This window comes from Acidilobus sp. 7A, from assembly GCF_003431325.1.
Taxonomy (GTDB): Archaea; Thermoproteota; Thermoprotei_A; order Sulfolobales; family Acidilobaceae; genus Acidilobus.
In genome coordinates this window covers 1,138,493-1,157,089 of record NZ_CP010515.1, presented here as the reverse complement: position 1 = coordinate 1,157,089, position 18,597 = coordinate 1,138,493, and the positions used below count along the sequence as shown (strand labels likewise).

Sequence of the window (18,597 nt, the reverse complement as noted above, 5' to 3'; positions counted from 1 at the left end):
TTGTGAAGAGGTTAATTTACTATATACCTACACTTATAGGGCTCACGGTCATGGTGTTTGCACTTATCCACGTAGGTGGACCCACGAAGCTTCTCGCAATGTATATAAATCCCAGGCTAACAGGCCCAGCGAAGTTGCAGCAGATAAAGGAGCTTGAGGAGGAGTTCCACCTGAACCAGCCCATTTATGTTCAGTACTTCTACTGGCTCGCGGCAGTGTTAAGGGGCAACTTGGGCTACACCACGACCTCGGCGTTCAGCGGCACAGTGACAGAGGCCATAGAGATATTCTTCCCGAACACGGCACTTCTGGCAGTCTTCGCCGGCATACTGACGTGGATAATTGGCATACCGTTGGGCACGTGGTCAGCTGTGAGGAGGGACAAGCCTGACGACGTGGCAATAAGGGTTATATCATATGGTCTCTACGGAATGCCCCCCTACCTCTTAGCACTTGCGCTGATACTAATATTCGCCGTCTACCTTAAAGTGCTACCCATATCAGGTACTGTCAGCTCAACCATTCTGGCTGGTCTCAGTTGGTACAGGAACGGCATAACGTATCCAACGCACGTGCTCCTCATAGACGCGCTTATACATGGGGACTGGAGCGTGGCCCTGAGCGCATTCCTACACCTACTGCTTCCCTCGTTCACCCTGGCGCTTGGGGTTATGGCCGGCGTCATAAACATATTGAGGGCCTCCATGCTTGAGGTCCTGGACCAGGACTACGTTAGGTTCGCCAGGTCCAAGGGCCTCCCGGAGGGCATCGTAATAAGGAGGCACGCCAGGCCAACGGCCATGTTCCCAGTTTACACCAACTTTGCATATACAGTGGCCGGCATGCTGAGCGGAGTCGTAGTTATAGAGTACATATTCAACTACCCAGGCATAGGGTACTGGCTGACTCAGGCAATGATAGATAACGACATGGGCGGCATAATGGCGGGGACGCTGCTCTTCGGGCTTATCTTCATAACTGTTAGCCTTGTCCTTGACATAGTCTTTGCCCTTAAGGACCCCAGGGTGAGGCTGGGATGATAAAGGAGGCGGTAGCCGCCGCCATAATAATAGCGGTGCCCGCTATACTGGTTTCAGGACTTAGGGGCAGGAGGTCCCTCAAGCTTCTGACGCCCGAGAGAAAGCTTTCGCTGAGCGTGTTCATGTCCAATAAGCCTGCGGTCGCGGGCCTAATAATAGTGCTGCTTTACGCCGCTGACGCGCTCATAGTCCAGTTCGCGCCGTGGCTGATAGGCCTGAGGCATCCGTACGTTCTTGTGCCCAACTACGCGAACCCCATCCCCCTGCCGCCCTCAAGGGAGCACCCACTGGGCACGACATACCCAGGCATAGACCTACTGAATGCCATAATAAAGGCCATACGCGTTGACCTTGGTCTCTCAGTGGCAGTAGTGCTACCTGGCGCTGGCATAGGCATTGTAATAGGTATCATAGCCACTTACCTTGGCGGGTGGGTTGATGACGTGCTCATGAGGATAACTGACATATTCTTCAGCGTCCCGTACCTGGTCCTTGCCATAGCCGTGGGCTACGTTCTTGGCAGGGACTTGACAAGCCTCATCATAGCGCTCATAGTGGTCTGGTGGCCTCTCTACGCCAGGTACACGAGGAGCGTCACGCTCCAGGTGAAGGAGATGACCTTCATAGAGGCTGCAAGGGCAGCTGGCGCGGGCAACGCAAAGATAATGTTCAGGCATATACTGCCCAACGCGCTCCCGCCCGTGCTAGTGCAGATGTCGATGGACCTGGGCACAATAATGCTAGCGATTGCAACGTTGGCCTTTATAGGCTTCCTGCCGGTCGCCAACTTCCCAGAGCTGGGCTACCTCACGACGCTCGGGCTCCAGTACCTGACTACAGCGCCATGGACTGTGATAATCCCCGGCTCCTTTATAGTGATATTTGCGGTCGGCGTATACCTGTTGGGAATGGGCCTCATGGACGTGATTAACCCGAGGAGGAGGAGCTCGCTATGAGCCAGGGCAAGGAACCCATAGTTGTTGTAAAGGGCCTCAGGCTCGCCTACTACACGAGGAGGGGCGTCTATAGGGCGCTTAACGGCGTTGACCTAGAGATATACAGGGGCGAGGTCCTGGGGGTTGCCGGCGAGAGCGGCTGCGGCAAGAGCACGCTGGGGCTCACCATAATGGGCCTCATACCTAGGAACGCCGCCGTCACTGATGGCCAGGTGCTGGTCGACAGCTTTGACGTGGTAGAGCCGCTCAGGAACTACTTCAAGAGGGCTAAGAAGTTCAGGCCTGACAAGAACGAGGACGTATTGAAGAAGCTTCACAAGAAGATGATGAACGTAAGGGGCGTCAAAATGTCCATGGTGTTCCAGGAGCCCATGACTTCCTTGAACCCAGTCCTGCCCGTGGGCTTCCAGATAGCGGAGGTTCTGCTTCAGCACAACCCAGCCCTGTTGGCCAAGCGCAGGCTCGCAAGAGCCAAGGCTACCAAGGATGACGTAAAGAGCGTCTTGGGCTACTTGAAGTCTAATGACTATAGCGGCCTCAGGGAGTACGCGAAGGCCAAGGGGCTTGAAGGCCTTGACGACCAGGCAATATCGATTTGGAGGAGGAGGGACGTCCATGATGCTGTAAAAGAGCTCAGGGTACTAAGCCTCTGTTGCGAGAAGCTTAACCCGCTCGTGAAGGGGCCGCTGGAGTCCGTAGCTAAAGCTAACAGAGTTCCAAGGAACCCGCTGGCGTCGCGCCTGGTAAGGAGGGAGCTGCTTAAGGAGGGCTACGTCAAGGCAGCGGAGTTCCTCGGCCTCCTCGGCATGCCCGAGCCCGAGAAAGTGGTCAGAATGTACCCGCATGAGCTCAGCGGCGGCATGAGGCAAAGGGTTGCAATAGCTGCCGCAATGGTAAACAACCCTGAGCTCGTGATTCTCGACGAGCCCACAAGCGCACTTGATGTGACGGTGCAGGCCCAGATACTTGAGCTCCTGAATGAGCTGAAGGAGGACATAGGGGCGGCGTACATGTTCATCTCCCACGACCTGAGCATCCTCTACCAGGTCTCAGACAGGGTAGCGATAATGTACGCTGGGAAGGTAGTTGAGGTGGGGCCAAAGGATGCCGTCTTCAAGGAGCCAAAGCACCCCTACACCCAGATGCTGCTGGAGGCAGTGCCTACGATAGAGCCCCACGAACTCAAGGGCATAAAGGGCGAGGTGCCAGACCTAAGGAACCCGCCGAGCGGCTGCATGTTTCACCCCAGGTGCCCATTCGCCATGCCTGTATGTAGGACCAAGGAGCCGCCCACGGTTGACCTAGGGGGCGGCCACAAGGTAGCATGTTGGCTCTACGCAGAGGGGGCGAGGTGAAGACAATGATAATCGCCGGCAGACACCTTAAGATGTACTTCCCGGTCAAAGGGGTCAGGAGGGCATATGTAAGGGCTGTGGACGACGTTAACATAGAGGTCGCCGAGGGCGAGATAGTAGGCCTTGTTGGTGAGAGCGGCAGTGGCAAGACGACGCTGGGGAGGATGCTCATAAGGCTGCTCGAGCCGACGGCTGGGGAGGTGCTCTTCAAAATACCTGACGGGGAGCTTGAGAACTACGACGCGGCGCTTGAAAGGAACGACCCAGAGGCGGCCAGTAAGATAGCCTCCAAGTACTCGGTCCTAAAGCTGAAGGGCAGAGCGCTTAAGGGGTTCAGGAGAGAGGTAGGCATAGTCTTCCAGGACCCCTACTCCTCGCTCGACCCCAGGCTTACGATAGCCGACATAATAGCAGAGCCCATGATAGAGACGGGCTTTGCTGACAAGGATAAGGCGCTCTCAAGGGTCTACGACCTGCTAGAGGAGGTCCAGCTGCCAAGGGAGTTTGCTGAGAGGTACCCGCACGAGCTCAGCGGCGGCCAGAGGCAGAGGGTAGCCATAGCCAGGGGCATAGCCACAAACCCCAGGTTCGTAGTCCTCGACGAGCCCACAAGCGCACTTGACGTGTCGGTGCAGGCTGAGATACTCGAGCTTCTGAAGGGGCTCAGGGAGAAGTATAATATGGCTATGCTCCTCATAACTCACAACATATCTGTGGTCTCATACATGGCTGACAGGATATACGTTATGTACGCAGGGAAGCTGATGGAGAGGGGGCCCAAGGCCGCTGTGATAAGGTCTCCAGCGCACCCATACACCCAGGCCCTCATATCGTCTGTGCCGCAGGTAGGCAAGCTGATGAGGAGGGTCGTGCTCAAGGGTGACGTCCCTAGCCTTGTGAACCCGCCCAGGGGCTGCAGGTTCCACCCTAGGTGCCCCGTGTCGGTGGCCCAGTGCGGCTGGACGGCCGACGAGGTTGCCGAGGCCCTTCGCAGGCTGGCTGAGGCTAGGTATGTTGAGCTGAGCGACAGGCTATCAATCAAGGTCCTTGACGAGGCGACGCTCGTGGTTACAGGCGTGACCTCCTCAGAGCTAAAGTCAATGGTGGACGCCGAGTCTGACACCGCAAGGGCCCTGAAGTCAATAGATTCTCTGAAGGAGGAGGGCGGCGGCGTCTTAGTTAAGCTAGCAAACTACATGGAGCCGCCCATGAGGAGGGTCTCTGAGGGTCACTACGCCTCCTGCCTCCTGATTAACCCTAAGACGTAACTGTCGTGATAGGCCTCTTTCTTTTAAGCTGCGCTATCTGAACAGCTGGAAAGCAGGGATGATGCTTTTAGGCTAAACTTGACGCTAGGCATAGTTTTAAATTGAGTGTGCGGCGCGGACTAAAGCCCTCAGCAGCGGGAGGGGTTCAACTCTCATATAGGTTCGTGTTGCCTTACGGTCACCGCCTCATCCCTGTTCCCCCGCACCCCGCTCGGGGTTTCATCGGGCTTGGGGGCGTTCAGGGCCACCCCAGGGGCCCCACATCTTGAGTGCGCAGACACGTACCTCCTGTATATGCTGATTGTGGTGACAACTTATAAACCTACATGAAAGCTGAAACAGCTACGTAGGGCGTTTTAAAGCATGGGTAAGTTTGTGTAACTAGCTTAACCCCTTATATATCCTTGGGACAGTAGTAGGCAAACCGGTGGCGAAGGAGAGGGCCACTAAAGGGTCACGCAAAAGGCTCTGAGGGCCCCAAGCCCCCAGGACCTCAGACGTGACCCTCTGGAGACCCCGCGGCACGCGCCGCAGGGCCTTCGATGGCCCTCCCCCTTCGCCACCTCCTATGGCTTACGACACTAGGACCACTGCCTCCTCACCATAGCCCACTATCACTCTTCTGTAGCCCCTAAACATGGAGTTCAGCTCCTCGTCTCCGGTGTCCACCCTGAGCGTCCTTAGCCTCACGAGCTTGTCCTTAGTCGAGATTATGATAACATTATTGTGTCCAACAGCCCTTAGCACGTCAGGGCTCAGCTGCTGGTTGCCCCTCCCAAATAGAAAGCCCTGGCCGCCAAGGGGGGACACTATTATTTTGGCTCTTCTGTAAACCCTAAGTAGCTCAAGGATCTGCCGCTCATTAAGGTCAGAGCCTATAAGCTTACCGTTATACACGGCGTCCACCCCAAGGATGGTCTTCTGGACGCCAAGCTCCTCGGCCACTGCCGCGACAGAAGTCCCAGGGCCGAGAAGGTAAAGTGTGTCAGGCTCCATGTTCTCCCTCACGTACTTGGCTATAGACTTCAGCTCCTCCTCGTCGTGGGCGCCAGCTTCCTTGCCGCTGGTCACAACCTCCGGCGCCCCTGGCACGAGGGCGTAGCCGTAGAGCCTCACCCTGAGCTCGCCCCTCCTAAAGGCCTCCTCGTCAATGTCAAGGACTTCGGCCTTAACTAGCTGGGCCTCGCCGTTAATGAACCTGAGGAGGGCAGCAGCCGCAGCCGAGGGGGTCTCAGCAAAGACGCCGCTGTACATCTTAACGCCGGAGGGAACGCCGAGGATCGGCAGGCTAAGGTCGACAGAGCTCGCAACGTCCCTGGCCGTGCCGTCACCCCCGACAAACACAATGATGTCAACATCTCTAGAGATGAGTTCTGCGCACCTTACAGTGTCCTCGGCCGTCGTCCTGGTACTGTTATTAACGCACTTTATTACTTCAGGCCTTAGTCCCTCTGCTAGTGCCTCGTCCTCCCCCATTATGCCCTCAGGCGTCACCAGGCTTATGCGGGAGCGCAGCGACCTGATGAACTCCCTAGCCCTTAGCGGGGACACAGGCTTAGCCCCAAGGGCTATGGCCTTCTCATACGCTTCGCCGTCTGTCCCCTTCAGTCCAGCCCTTCCCCCCATGCCTGCTATGGGGTTTACAATGAGCCCAACCTTTCCTCTCATCCTACCTTCACTTTCGCCAGGGGGAGGGCCGCCTTCTTAACTTGCTTAACTGCTGGTGGCATGCGTGAAGCCTAGGAGGTCGCTGAGCGAGGTCATAGGCGCGTTCATAGTGCTCATGGTTGTCCTTCTGGCGGCCATATCCCTTGTCAGGATGGGCTCCGAGGTCATAAGCTACTCGGAGAAGGCCTCAGCGCAGCTCTTCGAGAGGGCCGCGCAGGAGGCCTCGCCGCCCAAGGTGAACCTGGTCCTGAACGGCTCGAGGCTCTACATGGAGGTCCTGCCGACGACCCCAATAAACATTTCATATGCCGTCATTGAGGTTAACGGTGACGCTATAATCGAGAAGGTCGGCGCTGTGGCGTCCTCGCCAACGCTAATACCCCTGCCGGGCAACTACGCCTGCGGCAACGCGACCATCTATGTAGTGACGTCAAGCGGGGCCATGTTCAAGTACACGGACCCCACCTGCGCCCAGCCGCAGGCCAGCGAGGGGGGCCAGGTATCTGTTGCCTCAGGGACGGGGACTCAGTTCAACTTTGGCCCGGACTCCTACCCAGCGAGCCTCGACGCTATATACATCTCCGGGCTCGTTGGTGGCGGCAACGAGACGTCGTGCTTAGGATCGGCGGAGGCGAAGGTACTTATAAATGGGACGCCGGGCGGCACGCTCAGCGCGTCAGTGTGGGTAGACGGCTATATGATGAGCGGAACCCTGGCAGGGGGCAGCCAGTTCACCTTGACCCCTCTTGGCTACATAGAGCTGTCGGGCCACAGGGTCGAGGTGGCAGCCTACGAGGGCCCAGGAGGAGGGTCTATAGGCGTGGTCTTCAGCGGGCCAGGCCTTATAGTTAACTACAGCGGCTCCGTGAGCCTCAGCGGCTACGAGGCCCTGGGGGCGACTGGGCCATCAGAGGCCTTCGCGGCAGCCGCCCTGGGCTACCAGGGGAACTTCACGTCATCATGGTCAGTGAGCCCAACTGGCGCGGCATGGAAAAACTACAACCTCTACTATTACTACAACTTTAGCTCGTCGACCACAGGCCGCGGCGTCACCCCGGGGCCTGTTGTCCTCGCGTACCGCCTGCCCCTCGTGGCATGGGGGGCGCCGACACAGGCGTACCTAAGGTTGGTGGGGGAGCTCAACCTGACCTTCTGCGCTGTGCGGGGGCCCGCGAGCGTCAACGTAACGGTCCCGGCGCCCCTCTCCTTCCGCGTGGTCAGCCTGGCGGGCCAGCAGATGACCACTAGGGCAGCTGCAGCAAACGCCGTCGTCGCTTATGAGCAGCCGTTCACGCTGACCTTCTACACAAGCCTCGGCGTCTCAACGGAGGGGGCCGGCAGCGGGGCCTTCCTGCTTCAGGCGAGCCGCGTGGAGGTCTCATCGCCGCCCGTGCCCCTAATGCCTGTCACCTCCTACCTTAGGTACTCCTTCAAGGACCAGGGGAACGGCTACGAGGGCGCCGCGTGGGCTGCAACCAACGTGACGCCTCAGCCGCTCGCCTATGCCCTGGAGGTCAACGGGAGCGGCTACTCAGTAATCATGGTCTCGCCGCCTCTCCACGACGGGCTGATCTACGTTAATGGCGAGCCGCAGGAGGGGCCCGTGGTCGCCGTGATACCCGGGGCCATCGTGAGCCTGCCCTGCCCCGGCGTGCTCTACCAGGTCAACATAAGTTACGGCCAGCTCACGCTCGGCAGGCCGACTGCCGTCAGCGGCCCCCTGCAGGGCCTCCAGGGCCCCGGCCTCTACCTCCTTGTATGCGACGACCAGGAGTACTGGATAGTTTACTCCTAGATATCGCAGCGCCGGGGCCGAGGGCGCTTTTTAAACTAGCCTCATAGCGAGTGCCCAGTGGCCAGCAGGGCCTAAAGCTGGCACGACTACGCTATGGCTGAGGGCGCGCGCCTGCCCCAGGGCTTCAGGGTAATCTACGACGAGACCAGGTGGAGAATTCTTGATGAGAAGAGGCAGAAGGCTAGGAGAGTCCTCAGGGCCCTAACGGGCCTTAACGCTTACGTCTACGGCAGCGTGGCGAGGGGGGACGTCAGGAGGGAGAGCGACGTTGATGTCATAGTGCTTGACCAGGTCCCCCCTTACCTGGCTGAGATGAGACTCAACATGGCTGGCCTCAGGGCTTACGCTAAGGAGATAGTTCAGGCCACTCCAAGCTACGTGCCCAAGGCCTACATTTACCTCGACCCAGATCTTGAGGTCACCGTCAGCTTCCCCCTCGGCAGGCTGAGGCCCAGGGAGGCCGACTTCTACACGTGGGGAGGCAAGCTTGACATGGCAGGCCTTGAGAGGGGCGCCAGGGTGCCAGGGGTCAACAAGGAGCTGAAGCTTATAGTGCCGACAGGTGACGGCCATGTCGAGTACCCGGTCAGCGGACACGAGGCTGAGGTCGCGAGGCTCCTTGGGGTCGACCTCGGCACTGTCAGCGAGAGGCTGAGGGTTCTCGGCAGGAGGAGGGAGGTAGGAAGGACTGGCACGTTCATTAAGGTCGAGGTGCCCCCTGACGAGCCGCTGGAGGAGGCCATCGACAGACTGGCGAGGGCCAACGAGTTCTTCAGGAGGGCCGTGGGCCTCTGAGCTGGCCCAGAGGCAGGCCCCGCCCAGTGAAGGTCTTAGCCTTTTTATTTGGTCGCGCCGAGGAGCCAGGGGGTCAAGGGTGCCTGAGCAGCCGGTCAGGTTGGCGCTCGTGGTCGCGGAGTTTAACTATGACATAACTAGGCTGATGGAGGAGAAGGCGCTGAGTCACGCAAAGTTCCTGGACGTGGAGGTCCCAGTGGTCTTTCACGTGCCAGGCTTTTATGACGCTCCCTTTGGCGTGGCCCAGGTGATAAGGCTCGACTTTATAGATGCCGTAGCTGTCATAGGCGCTGTCATACAGGGGCAGACAAAGCATGACGAGCTAATAGCTAACCAGGCGGCTAGGGCCCTGGTCGACCTTTCGCTCCAGTACGGCAAGCCCGTCACGCTGGGCATCATAGGGCCCGGCGCATCGAGGGCCCAGGCGGCGGAGAGGATAGAGGAGTACTCCAGGAGGGCCGTTGAGGCGGCCGTGAAGCTCGTAAGGAGGCAGAGACAAATACCTGGCCTCAAGTACGCAGCAGGCCAGACGATAGTGGTGGAGTGACTTTGAGCAGGGCCTGCGTGAAGGTCACGCTCTTGGAGCTCGCTAACTACAGGCGGTGGACGGAGCTGCTCGGGAGCGACAGAGAGTGGAGGATACAGGAGGGGCAGTCCGAGCTCTACAGGAGGGCCCAGGAGGTAGCAGCGTCAAGGGGGGGCCTTGCAATACCCCTGAGGTACGACTTCCTCCTGGTGCTGAGCAGCGGCCTCTCTAACGGTGACATAGATTATATAGTCGACTCCGTGAGGGCCGTCTCCCCTGTTGAGGTGAGGGGCTCAACTGCGGCGGCTGAAAGTCCCGCTGCAGCTGTCTCAGCTGCGTTCGCGTCCCTCAGAGGCAGCGCTGTAAACGAGCCTGAGTGTGACGAAGAGCTCTCGGTGCTCGGCCACGTGGACCTTGATGACGTCACTGGGCTAACGGAGAGGACTGACCCCCTTGAGGCGTTCCACAGGGTTCAGGAGCTCCTGGGTGAGGTGTCAAGGGAGGCCAAGCCCTACGGCGGCATAGCGCAGTACCTCGGCGGTGACAACATACTTGTCGTGATGCCTGTCGCAAATTACGAGGAGCTGGCCACGAGGCTTTCAAAGGTTGACAGGGTAAAGGTCGGCGTCGGCGTATCAAGGACGCCAAGGAAGGCCGCAGAGCTGGCCACGAGGTCCCTCGACTGGATAAGGAGCAACAGGGGCAGGGCATACGTTAAGGTCCTAAGCGACCTGCCTGAGAGCGCGGTGGCCAAGTGACGCGTACACGCTATTAGTATTAGTATATTATGCCTCTAACTGATACCTTGATGTCACCGCCAACCTTCCACCTGAACCCAGCAGGGTAGCTAAGGCCCCCCTCAAGCTCCCTCAGGCCGCCAAGCTCGTCGCCAGCCCACAGCTTGGCCCAGGCCGATAGCAGCTGCATGTCCTCGAGTCTCCTGGGGGCGTCGCTCGGCATGATACTAATGCCCGTGGCCACCGTAACCCTAGATATTGGGGTCACAGGACCGCAGGTGTAGACTAGGACAAGCCCCCCGTAGACGGCCGCATACCAGAGGGACAGCCTAGTGGCGTCCCAGCCTGCTGGGGGGGCCCAGGACTTAAGTGACTTGTAGGCCTCCTCAACAGCCCTGGCTACCTCTGGGTCGGCCTCAAAGGGCGCGCTCTCCAGGGACGCCGCGGCGCTCAGGCACCTCGAGGATGCCAGCACGGCCAGAGGCCTAAGCCTGACCAAGTCCAGCACCTCACATGTGCATAACCGTGCTGGGGCCCTGGTCCGCCTTGGCTACCTCAGAGTTGAAGAAGCTGACTATTATTGCGTACTCGTTTACGAGCGTCCTGACGCTCTCACCTAAGCTCATGGGTCCTATGTCGTCATCATATATCACTTTGCTGACAACTATGGTGTCGGGTATGTCGAGCTGGGGCTGAAACACTATTATGCAGGAGGGACAGAGGGACGTTACGTTTGACAGCAGCCTGTTCATGAGTTTAGCCCTCTCCTTCTCACTCATCGACATGAGGGCTGACCTGTGCTGCTCTGCCACCTTTACTATCATGCTTAGTACAAGCCTGTCAACCTTAGTCTTTGGCTTCTGCACGCCTATCATAACCTTGAGGGGCGCCTTCACGGTGGCGTTAAGGGCCCACTCAACTGGCGCGCCAGGGGGCACGGGCACCTCCTCTGAGTCTATCTCCTCCTCCTTCAGCCACCTTATGACGTCATCCTTTAGTCCCAAGGCTCACGCCTGATCAATTCTAACTTGTCACAGTTATTAACTTTCTAATAAATCCGGAGTCACTGGGCGAGAACTTGCTAGAGGACCTACTCTCAAGACTGGACAAGCTCAAGGAGTTCCTTACAATTAAGCCTCTATACTATGACCTCAGCTCAAATGAGTTCGTGTGGATAGACACGAGGCAGCTACCCTGGAACGAGGTCTATGTGAGGACCAAGGACTATAGGAGGGTGGCTCAGGCAATAAAGGACATGGAGATCAGGGGCGCCCCAGCGATAGGGGTCACGGCGGCCTTCGGCATGACTTTAGCGGCTGTGCACTCCAAGGCAAAGAGGGCCGAGGACCTTATGAACGAGCTCAAGGAGGCCTACGGCGTCCTGGCAACCACAAGGCCCACGGCCTACAACCTCTTCTGGGCCCTTGACAGGGTCTGGGGAGCGGCCCAGAGGGCCTTTGAGGCGGAGAATGAAGTCGACGCTATAAGAGAGGCCGCTACAAGGGAGGCCTTCACGATCTATGTGGAGGACATAGAAAACAACGTGAGCATGGGCAGAAACGGGGCCAAGCTAATAGATAACGGGGATAGGATAGTGACGCACTGTAACACGGGCTCCCTTGCCACCGCCGGCTTCGGCACGGCACTCGGCGTGATAAGGTACGCCTGGCACGAGGGCAAGAGCATTAAGGTCTACGCCGATGAGACGAGGCCCCTGCTCCAGGGAGCTAGGCTTACGATATGGGAGCTTAAGAAGGACGGCATACCTGTAACACTCATAGTTGACGGCGCCTCAGGCCTCCTGTTCAGGAGGAGGATGGCGGACCTCGCCATAGTTGGGGCAGACCGGATAACGCTAACCGGCCACGTGGCTAACAAGATAGGAACCTACAACCTAGCCCTTGCGGCTAACGCTAACGGGAAGGAGTTCTACGTCGCCGCGCCCACAAGCACTATACAGCCCGTCATGGGGGAGGAGTCAATAACAATAGAGGAGAGGTCCCCTGACGAGGTCAAGACCGTCCTGGGGCGTCTTGCCATAACGGTTGAGGACGTGGAGGCCTGGAACCCGGCTTTCGACGTGACGCCACCGGAGCTCGTGAGCGGCATTATAACAGAGAAGGGCGTCGCCAGAAAACCCTACGACAAGACACTAAGGGAAATCTTAGGCTTGACGTAATAGGCTGTCATTGAACGTTTTTAAAGACCCATACATACTCCTCACTGGGACCATTCATGGTGTCTCACCCATGTACGGCCGACGAGGTTAAGCCTCCTTCAGAGGGGCGGCTGGCCAAGTTTGAGAACGGGAAGCTGATAGTGCCTGACAACCTGATAGTGGCCTACTTCAAGGGCGATGGCATAGGGCCTGAGATCGTAGAGAGCGCCAAGAGGGTTCTCGACGCTGCGGTTGATAAGGCCTACGGCGGCTCAAGGAGGATAGTCTGGTGGGAGGTCACGGCCGGCGAGGAGGCGCAGAAGGAGTGCAACTCCCTCTTGCCCGATGGCACTCTTCAGGCGTTTAAGATGGCCCGCGTCAACCTGAAGGGACCCCTGACCACCCCCGTGGGCGGCGGCTTCAGGAGCCTTAACGTGACGCTGAGGATGGTGCTTGACCTCTACTCTAACGTGAGGCCCGTGAAGTGGTACGGCCAGCCAACTCCCCACTGCCACCCAGAGAAGATAGACTGGGTGATATTCAGGGAGAACACGGAGGACGTCTACGCCGGCATAGAGTGGCAGTTCGACAGTGCTGAGGCCCAGAAGCTCAGGGACTTCCTCAAGAAGGAGCTTGGCATCGAGCTGACCCCCGACACGGGCATAGGCATAAAGCCCATATCAAAGTGGAGGACGCAGAGGCACGTCAGGAGAGCCATGGAGTGGGCCATAAGGAACGGCTACAAGCACGTCACAATAATGCACAAGGGCAACATAATGAAGTACACGGAGGGCGCCTTCAGGCAGTGGGCCTATGACCTCATACTTTCGGAGTTCAGGGACTACGTTGTTACCGAGGACGAGGTTAACACAAAGTACGGCGGCAAGACCCCTGAGGGCAAGATAATAGTGAACGACAGGATAGCCGACAACATGATGCAGCAGATAATAACTAGGCCAGGCGACTACAACGTTATAGTGACACCTAACCTGAACGGCGACTACATAAGCGACGAGGCCAACGCCTTAGTGGGCGGCATAGGCATGGCTGCAGGCCTTGATATGGGCGACGGCGTCGCCGTGGCTGAGCCCGTCCACGGCAGCGCCCCCAAGTACGCCGGCAAGAACGTGATAAACCCAACGGCTGAGATACTGAGCGGCATGTACCTGCTCAGCGACTTTGTCGGATGGTCTGAGGTGAGGCTGCTCGTGGAGTACGCCGTCAGGCAGGCGATAGCCCACAAGCAGGTGACCTACGACCTGGCAAGGGAGATGGGGGGCATAACGCCAATATCAACTACCGAGTACACGGACGTGCTTGTTGGCTACATAAGGCACGCCGACCTTAAGGCCCTCAAGGGCCAGTGACAAAGTGAACGGCAAGCCTCGCCCCTCAGGGCGGGGAGGAGGTCAGCTAGGCTTCCCCTATCTCTATTTTTCTCAGCAGGTCGCAGACCTCTGAGAGCCTCTTTATCCTATACTTGGCCACCCCGCTCAGGGACTCGTCGTCGCCTAAGGCCACCGGGAAGCCCACGAGCTTCATGGCCTCGGAGTCCCACTCGGAGTCGCCCACGTAGAGGACCTCCTCAAGCCTGACGCCGAGCTCGCCGGCGAGAAGCTTTATCGCCCTGCCCTTGTTAACGCCCACAGCAGCCACTCCTCCAGGTACAAGCCTCCACCTTGAGTCGAAGCTCAACATGTTGGCCGTCCAGAGGTCAGCTCCTATTGCGTCGGCGACCCTGGCTACGAGGAGGTCTATGCCGCCGCTCAGCAGTGCTATCCTCTTGCCCATCCTATGAATGCAAACTGAGACGTCCTTAATGCAGGACCTCAGGGGAATCCTTGAGAGCACTCTCTCAAGGTCCCACCTCGTTATCTGTCCGTTGGTAGCCTCTACCCAGAGACCCGTGTCAAGCCTAAGCCAGTCCTGGTAGCTTATCTCACCTTTCTTGAACATCTCGGCGTATTTCTTAGCCTTATCAGCGACGCCGAGGGCCTCGTGGACGAACCCCCAGCTGCTCTTCACCTCCGTGAGGACGCCGTCAACGTCAAAGATTACAGCCTTAACCTTCAAGCCCTGCGGCCCTGCGCCTCAGGGCAGGGGAAAGTAAAAAGCAGGCCGCAGGGCGAGGCATGACTAGGCGCCGGGCCTCATCATGCTTCGGCACTGCGCCCCCGTAGTCTTATGAGCTTGCCCAAGGGCATCAGGGCTGCGATAACTGAATCCTCGTCATGACATATGAACATGTGGGGTTCGCTGGCGTCCGTGGCCCCGACGCGGCCTATGGGCCTAAGGGAGCTCAGGCCTGCCAGCCTCCTCGCCAGCGAGTCCTCACTCTCGACCCCAGAGCTGCCGGTGACGTAAAACACAAACTTAACGGAACTGGCGGCGCCCGAAACGCAGTCCACGTGCCACCAGCACCTTGAGGCGCCCATCAAATGCCTTGAGAGCCTGGCCCTCAGCCCCCCAGGGCCGCCTGCGCTCCCCACGTAAAGTACTAGGCCCGGGCCAACCGAGGCTATTACCTTGCCACTCCTGTTAGTAATGTTAACTTCCCTATCAAGCCTGAAGCAGAGAGCGTAGACGCCCCTCTCCTGGGGCAGGGCCTTTATGACCTCATCGAGGCGGCGTCTGATACCCCGGAGAGCGTCATCGCCCCGTGGGGCTTCCTCCGGGCACAACTAACTTCACCCGCCGCCCTGTCGGAGCTAGGCGGGCAGGCTTTTATTGTGAACGTTCATGCGCTTTAATTATAATGAGTTGTCGGGCTTTAAGACTCACGTGCTTGCGACCTAGAGGACGCCCTGCAGGGCCTGATGCCTAGGTTGTCGCTCACGTACTTCCTCAGCTCCGCGATCGAGGGCACGCCGGCTATGCGAACCTCCTTAACTATTCTGCCCCCGGAAACAATGGCCCACCAGAGCGTAGGCGAGTCTGTTACCTTAAATGCCTGGAAGGCCCTTCTAGCTACGGTGTCTAGGCAGAGCGACGTGAACCACTTGCAGGTTACCACGTAAAGTGACGCCTTGCACGAGTACATCCTAATGATATCTGGCATCTTCAGGTCAAGCACTCTGCAGGGGACGCACCAGTTGTTCTTAAAGTATATCATGCTGATTCCATTCTTCAGGGAGGATGGCGTTAAGAGAGTGGCCAGCTTAAGCCACCCTCTCCCTGGCTCAAAGAGGTAGACCCCATCCTCTGTGGGAATCTCACCCAAGGCCCATCACCTTAGACGAAAAAAGAAGTTTTAAAAAGTCTAAGATAAGGTTTGGCGCAAACGCGCTCATCCGTAGAAGGGCACCCACTTCATCCAGTCAGCAGTGTGCTCGAAAGTTGCCGAGGCCCCAATGTAGGCCGCTAGGAGGGCCCCTAGTATGAGGAGCACTACCTCAATGTAGGCGAACCACCTGGAGGTCCTCCTGTAGGCCAGCAAGGGGCTCAGGAGGGCTGCCAGGGCGATTATTATGTACATTGCTGCCGCTGCGGCGGGCTCGCTAGTCATGCCGTAGTGATAAATGTCAGCGCCGTAGATGAAGACCGACAGCGAGAGGAATGCTATCATGTACATGATGCCCTCAAGGCCTGCCCCGTAGATCAGGGCGAGGCCGAGGGCCAGGTAGGCTATGCCAAAGAGCGCGTAGGGGTCGGAGAGCACAATATTGTAGCTGCTGGGCAGCGGCCACACGAAGGTCGCCCAGAGGCCGGTTACGAAGGCGTAGAGGCCTATCGTGAAGAAGGCGTAGCCGAAGCCCTTGTCAAGCTTCTCCGTCTCCCCTCTCGGCATCCCATACTTCAGCAGGACCCAGGCGGCGCCGGCCAGGAGACCCCAGGCCAGCACCTGGAGCTGTATGTCAAGTATGTCCATGAACAACATAGCTCCTTCCCACTTTTCTATTATAAGAGAGCAGAACTATTTAAACTTTCTATTTGTAGAGAATTGGCAAGCGCGCTACGAACTTTAAGCGCGCTGATACGCTGTATATCGCTACATAGTTTAGCCTAAGGATTGGATGCCGTGCTAGTTCGAACAAGCGCGCCCTTCTCCATATGTTGCGAGGGCTATTAGTGCTCGCGCCCTTACATAAAGCGGCTCAGGCGCTCTTGGCGGCTGCATTGCTCTTAATCGCGTCAACTATAGGCTCCGTTACCTCAGGCCCATAGCCCTCCTCAGGGTCCTCCAGTATAGGCAGCTCCACCCGGCTCATGGAGCCCGTCAGGTCGAAGAGCTCCGATGCTTTAGAGACCCACGGCTTCCCGCTGAGCATCAGGACCTCCATGGCGTTCCTGTACCTCCTGCCGTCAACTATGTAGGCCTCCCCGGGCGACACCAGTACAACCAGGTCCGGCGCGGCGGACGCAGGCGTGGGCGCGGCCACGTCGCTATTAGACTCTATAACCACTACGTCGCTTGACCTCTCCTCGAGGAGTATGCAGCTGTCAGCCGCCTCGCTGGCCGAGCCCGTGAATATGCCCGTTGCAACGCGCTCGTCCACCTGCACGGGCGGAGGGGAGAGGTAGGCAACTATGTCCTGTACTTCGTTCTCGACGAGCTTAGAGGTCTTTGAGAGCGCGTCAACGTTAACCATGTGGACGCTGGCGCTGCTGCTGACGCATGAGGTTACCCGGATGAGCGCAGCCCTGCCGTGGGGCTGGGCCAGCGACATCTCATAAGCCGTCCTGCTCGAGTACAGGGACCTCGGCGTCGGTACGAGGAGCGCCCCGACAGGGTTCACGACCTCAAGGGGCAGCCTCTCCCCAGCTGCCTTGAAGAGCGTGTACCCGTCCCCAGTCGCCAGTATGTGAAGGCTGCGCGTGTACGCGAGCGCCCTAGGCGAGCCCCAGAGGTCGGTTGCGCCGAGGGGCTTTGAGGGCGCCACCGTGAACCCCTCCCTTATCAGCTGAGCTACAAGGCTGGCCGCCAGCGTAGTCTTACCTGTGTCCCTTGGCGTCAGGCCAGCTACTAGCACCTTCAACGGGGTCCCCTGCCCTTATTGGCTGAGGTTCGTAATAGGCTTAAGTCAGCGCGCGTTTGCAGGTCCCCTATGACCTTTAACTTAGGTGAGGAGCCTTTAAGGGCCTTATCTACGCTTACCGAGAGGCTTCCCCTAGGTGAGCGAGTTGAACGTCATAGAGGTCGACGGGAGCGTCGGCGAAGGGGGAGGCCAGGTCCTCAGGACGGCCTTAGCGGTGGCAGCAGTCCTTGAAAGGCCCGTGAAGGTCTATAACATAAGGGTCAAGAGGCAGAGGCCTGGGCTTCAGCGCCAGCACATGACCTCAGTCAAGGCCGTAGCTGAGATCTCAAGGGGTAAGGTGGAGGGGCTGAGCCTGGGCTCCACGGAGGTCACGTTCTATCCTGGGAGGCCTACAGGCGGCAGCTACTTCTTCGACATAGGCACAGCTGGCAGCGTCACGCTGCTCCTTCAGGCAATAATGCCTGTCATGGCTGCGGCCGGCGAGGCCACAGCTAGGGTCAGGGGAGGGACTGACGTGCCTAAGGCCCCGCCCATAGACTACTACAGGTTCGTCCTGGCGCCGCTCCTGGCCAAGTTCAACATAAGCCTTGACATCAGGCTGCTGAGGAGGGGGCACTACCCAAGGGGAGGGGGTGAGGTGGTGGTCACGCTTAGGAAGGAGGGCCCCCTGAGGCCCGTCAGCCTCGTGAGTTCTGGGAAGGTCATCAGGGTGGAGGGCCTTAGTCACTGCGTCAGGCTGCCGGCTCACGTCGCCCAGAGGCAGGCGTCGGCCGCAGCTGAGCTCCTGAAAAGGCTGGGGTCGCCAGTGAACATAATGACTGAGAGTTACGAGAGCGCTAAAGACCCCCACCTGGGGCCTGGGAGCGGCATACTAGTGTGGGCCGTGACGGAGAGCTCTGTCCTAGGCGGCGACGCGCTGGGCGAGAGGGGGAAGCCGGCCGAGGAGGTAGGAAGGGAGGCCGCGAGGTCGCTGCTGGAGGACCTCTCAACAGGCATGGCGCTAGATAGACACGCCTCAGACATGCTGTTAATCTACGCCGCTCTTGCAGGCGGGACCAGCGAGCTCGGAGGAGCCTCGCTGACCCTTCACGCCAGGACTGTCATTGATGTGCTAAGGACTGTGCTTCCTGAGGCGTCAATAAGCCTCTCGGGGGACCTTAACAAGCCATTTACTGCCAGGATCAAGGGGGCCTCGCTCCTTTAGGGCTTCACCTGCCCTAGAAGGGAAACTCTTGCCTCTTCCGGGCTGGGAGGTAGGTCAGAGGCCAGGCATCGTCCTACAAAAGACTTAGTAGTGCGCCCGAAGCGGCATTGCTTATAGTC

General features: G+C 58.5%; 19 protein-coding genes. 11 read left to right on the top strand and 8 right to left on the bottom strand.

Annotation, left to right across the window (positions count from 1 at the left end):
• Positions 1-2 precede the first annotated feature (2 nt).
• From SE86_RS05840 to SE86_RS05825, 4 genes are read left to right on the top strand one after another with little or no spacing between them, the layout of a single operon-like run.
• Complete coding sequence (locus tag SE86_RS05840; protein ID WP_211096520.1) at positions 3-1,040, top strand: ABC transporter permease; 1,038 nt, start codon at positions 3-5, stop codon at positions 1,038-1,040.
• Positions 1,037-1,996, top strand: a complete 960-nt coding sequence (locus SE86_RS05835; protein ID WP_117354676.1) for an ABC transporter permease — start codon at positions 1,037-1,039, stop codon at positions 1,994-1,996. Before SE86_RS05840 ends, SE86_RS05835 begins: the two co-directional genes overlap by 4 nt.
• The gene (locus SE86_RS05830) at positions 1,993-3,351 is read left to right on the top strand and encodes an ABC transporter ATP-binding protein (RefSeq protein ID WP_117354675.1); all 1,359 of its coding nucleotides are present in this window, start codon (positions 1,993-1,995) and stop codon (positions 3,349-3,351) included. Before SE86_RS05835 ends, SE86_RS05830 begins: the two co-directional genes overlap by 4 nt.
• A complete protein-coding gene (locus tag SE86_RS05825; protein ID WP_211096519.1) occupies positions 3,324-4,619 on the top strand; it encodes an ABC transporter ATP-binding protein in 1,296 nt (431 codons plus the stop codon). The genes SE86_RS05830 and SE86_RS05825 overlap by 28 nt, the downstream gene beginning before the upstream one ends.
• Before the next feature lie 573 nt (positions 4,620-5,192).
• On the opposite strand, the gene SE86_RS05820 is transcribed toward SE86_RS05825, so the two are convergent.
• Complete coding sequence (locus SE86_RS05820) at positions 5,193-6,287, bottom strand: ATP-NAD kinase family protein (protein WP_117354674.1); 1,095 nt, start codon at positions 6,285-6,287, stop codon at positions 5,193-5,195.
• Positions 6,288-6,351: 64 nt separating this feature from the next.
• Here SE86_RS05820 and SE86_RS05815 point away from each other — a divergent pair, with 64 nt between their 5' ends.
• The 4 genes from SE86_RS05815 (at position 6,352) to SE86_RS05800 (ending at position 10,161) form a co-directional block, all read left to right on the top strand.
• Positions 6,352-8,082 carry a hypothetical protein gene (locus SE86_RS05815; protein WP_117354673.1) on the top strand — a complete coding sequence of 577 codons (1,731 nt, stop codon included), beginning with the start codon at positions 6,352-6,354 and terminating at the stop codon, positions 8,080-8,082.
• A 93-nt stretch (positions 8,083-8,175) separates the two neighbouring features.
• A complete protein-coding gene (locus tag SE86_RS05810) occupies positions 8,176-8,877 on the top strand; it encodes a nucleotidyltransferase domain-containing protein (RefSeq protein ID WP_023428484.1) in 702 nt (233 codons plus the stop codon).
• A 79-nt stretch (positions 8,878-8,956) separates the two neighbouring features.
• On the top strand, positions 8,957-9,424 hold the full coding sequence (ribH, locus tag SE86_RS05805) for a 6,7-dimethyl-8-ribityllumazine synthase (protein WP_117354672.1): 468 nt from the start codon (positions 8,957-8,959) through the stop codon (positions 9,422-9,424).
• A 2-nt stretch (positions 9,425-9,426) separates the two neighbouring features.
• The gene (locus SE86_RS05800; RefSeq protein ID WP_158543142.1) at positions 9,427-10,161 is read left to right on the top strand and encodes a GTP cyclohydrolase IIa; all 735 of its coding nucleotides are present in this window, start codon (positions 9,427-9,429) and stop codon (positions 10,159-10,161) included.
• A gap of 19 nt (positions 10,162-10,180) precedes the next feature.
• Here the strand turns inward: SE86_RS05800 and SE86_RS05795 are convergent, their stop codons facing one another.
• Positions 10,181-10,639, bottom strand: coding sequence for a hypothetical protein (locus SE86_RS05795; RefSeq protein ID WP_117354670.1), 459 nt, complete (start codon positions 10,637-10,639; stop codon positions 10,181-10,183).
• A gap of 10 nt (positions 10,640-10,649) precedes the next feature.
• The gene (locus SE86_RS05790) at positions 10,650-11,144 is read right to left on the bottom strand and encodes a DUF2299 domain-containing protein (protein WP_117354669.1); all 495 of its coding nucleotides are present in this window, start codon (positions 11,142-11,144) and stop codon (positions 10,650-10,652) included.
• 74 nt (positions 11,145-11,218) lie between these two features.
• On the opposite strand from SE86_RS05790, the gene mtnA reads away from it, so the two are divergent.
• Together mtnA and SE86_RS05780 are read left to right on the top strand one after the other, a co-directional pair.
• Complete coding sequence (mtnA, locus tag SE86_RS05785; protein ID WP_117354668.1) at positions 11,219-12,319, top strand: S-methyl-5-thioribose-1-phosphate isomerase; 1,101 nt, start codon at positions 11,219-11,221, stop codon at positions 12,317-12,319.
• Positions 12,320-12,375: 56 nt separating this feature from the next.
• Positions 12,376-13,665 carry an NADP-dependent isocitrate dehydrogenase gene (locus SE86_RS05780; RefSeq protein WP_117354667.1) on the top strand — a complete coding sequence of 430 codons (1,290 nt, stop codon included), beginning with the start codon at positions 12,376-12,378 and terminating at the stop codon, positions 13,663-13,665.
• A 46-nt stretch (positions 13,666-13,711) separates the two neighbouring features.
• Here SE86_RS05780 and SE86_RS05775 read toward each other — a convergent pair whose 3' ends face one another.
• The 5 genes from SE86_RS05775 to SE86_RS05755 all read right to left on the bottom strand — a co-directional run bounded on the left by SE86_RS05775 (position 13,712) and on the right by SE86_RS05755 (position 17,274).
• Complete coding sequence (locus SE86_RS05775; protein ID WP_117354666.1) at positions 13,712-14,371, bottom strand: HAD-IB family phosphatase; 660 nt, start codon at positions 14,369-14,371, stop codon at positions 13,712-13,714.
• Positions 14,372-14,451: 80 nt separating this feature from the next.
• A complete protein-coding gene (locus SE86_RS05770; RefSeq protein ID WP_117354665.1) occupies positions 14,452-14,979 on the bottom strand; it encodes a DUF123 domain-containing protein in 528 nt (175 codons plus the stop codon).
• An 89-nt stretch (positions 14,980-15,068) separates the two neighbouring features.
• A complete protein-coding gene (locus tag SE86_RS05765) occupies positions 15,069-15,518 on the bottom strand; it encodes a hypothetical protein (protein ID WP_117354664.1) in 450 nt (149 codons plus the stop codon).
• Positions 15,519-15,584: 66 nt separating this feature from the next.
• On the bottom strand, positions 15,585-16,175 hold the full coding sequence (locus SE86_RS05760; protein WP_211096518.1) for a DUF981 domain-containing protein: 591 nt from the start codon (positions 16,173-16,175) through the stop codon (positions 15,585-15,587).
• Positions 16,176-16,392: 217 nt separating this feature from the next.
• Positions 16,393-17,274 carry a hypothetical protein gene (locus SE86_RS05755; protein WP_117354663.1) on the bottom strand — a complete coding sequence of 294 codons (882 nt, stop codon included), beginning with the start codon at positions 17,272-17,274 and terminating at the stop codon, positions 16,393-16,395.
• A 145-nt stretch (positions 17,275-17,419) separates the two neighbouring features.
• Between SE86_RS05755 and rtcA the strand changes: the two genes are divergently transcribed.
• On the top strand, positions 17,420-18,478 hold the full coding sequence (gene rtcA, locus SE86_RS05750) for an RNA 3'-terminal phosphate cyclase (protein WP_117354662.1): 1,059 nt from the start codon (positions 17,420-17,422) through the stop codon (positions 18,476-18,478).
• The last annotated feature ends 119 nt before the right edge of the window (positions 18,479-18,597 follow it).

What these genes read in the sequence shown, in the direction of transcription:
- SE86_RS05835 (WP_117354676.1), top strand. Translation starts at nt 1,037, where the DNA reads ATGATAAAGGAGGCGGTAGCCGCCGCCATAATAATAGCGGTGCCCGCT.
- SE86_RS05810 (WP_023428484.1), top strand. Translation starts at nt 8,176, where the DNA reads ATGGCTGAGGGCGCGCGCCTGCCCCAGGGCTTCAGGGTAATCTACGAC.
- SE86_RS05780 (WP_117354667.1), top strand. Translation starts at nt 12,376, where the DNA reads ATGGTGTCTCACCCATGTACGGCCGACGAGGTTAAGCCTCCTTCAGAG.
- SE86_RS05820 (WP_117354674.1), bottom strand. Translation starts at nt 6,287, where the DNA reads ATGAGAGGAAAGGTTGGGCTCATTGTAAACCCCATAGCAGGCATGGGG.
- SE86_RS05830 (WP_117354675.1), top strand. Translation starts at nt 1,993, where the DNA reads ATGAGCCAGGGCAAGGAACCCATAGTTGTTGTAAAGGGCCTCAGGCTC.
- SE86_RS05760 (WP_211096518.1), bottom strand. Translation starts at nt 16,175, where the DNA reads ATGTTGTTCATGGACATACTTGACATACAGCTCCAGGTGCTGGCCTGG.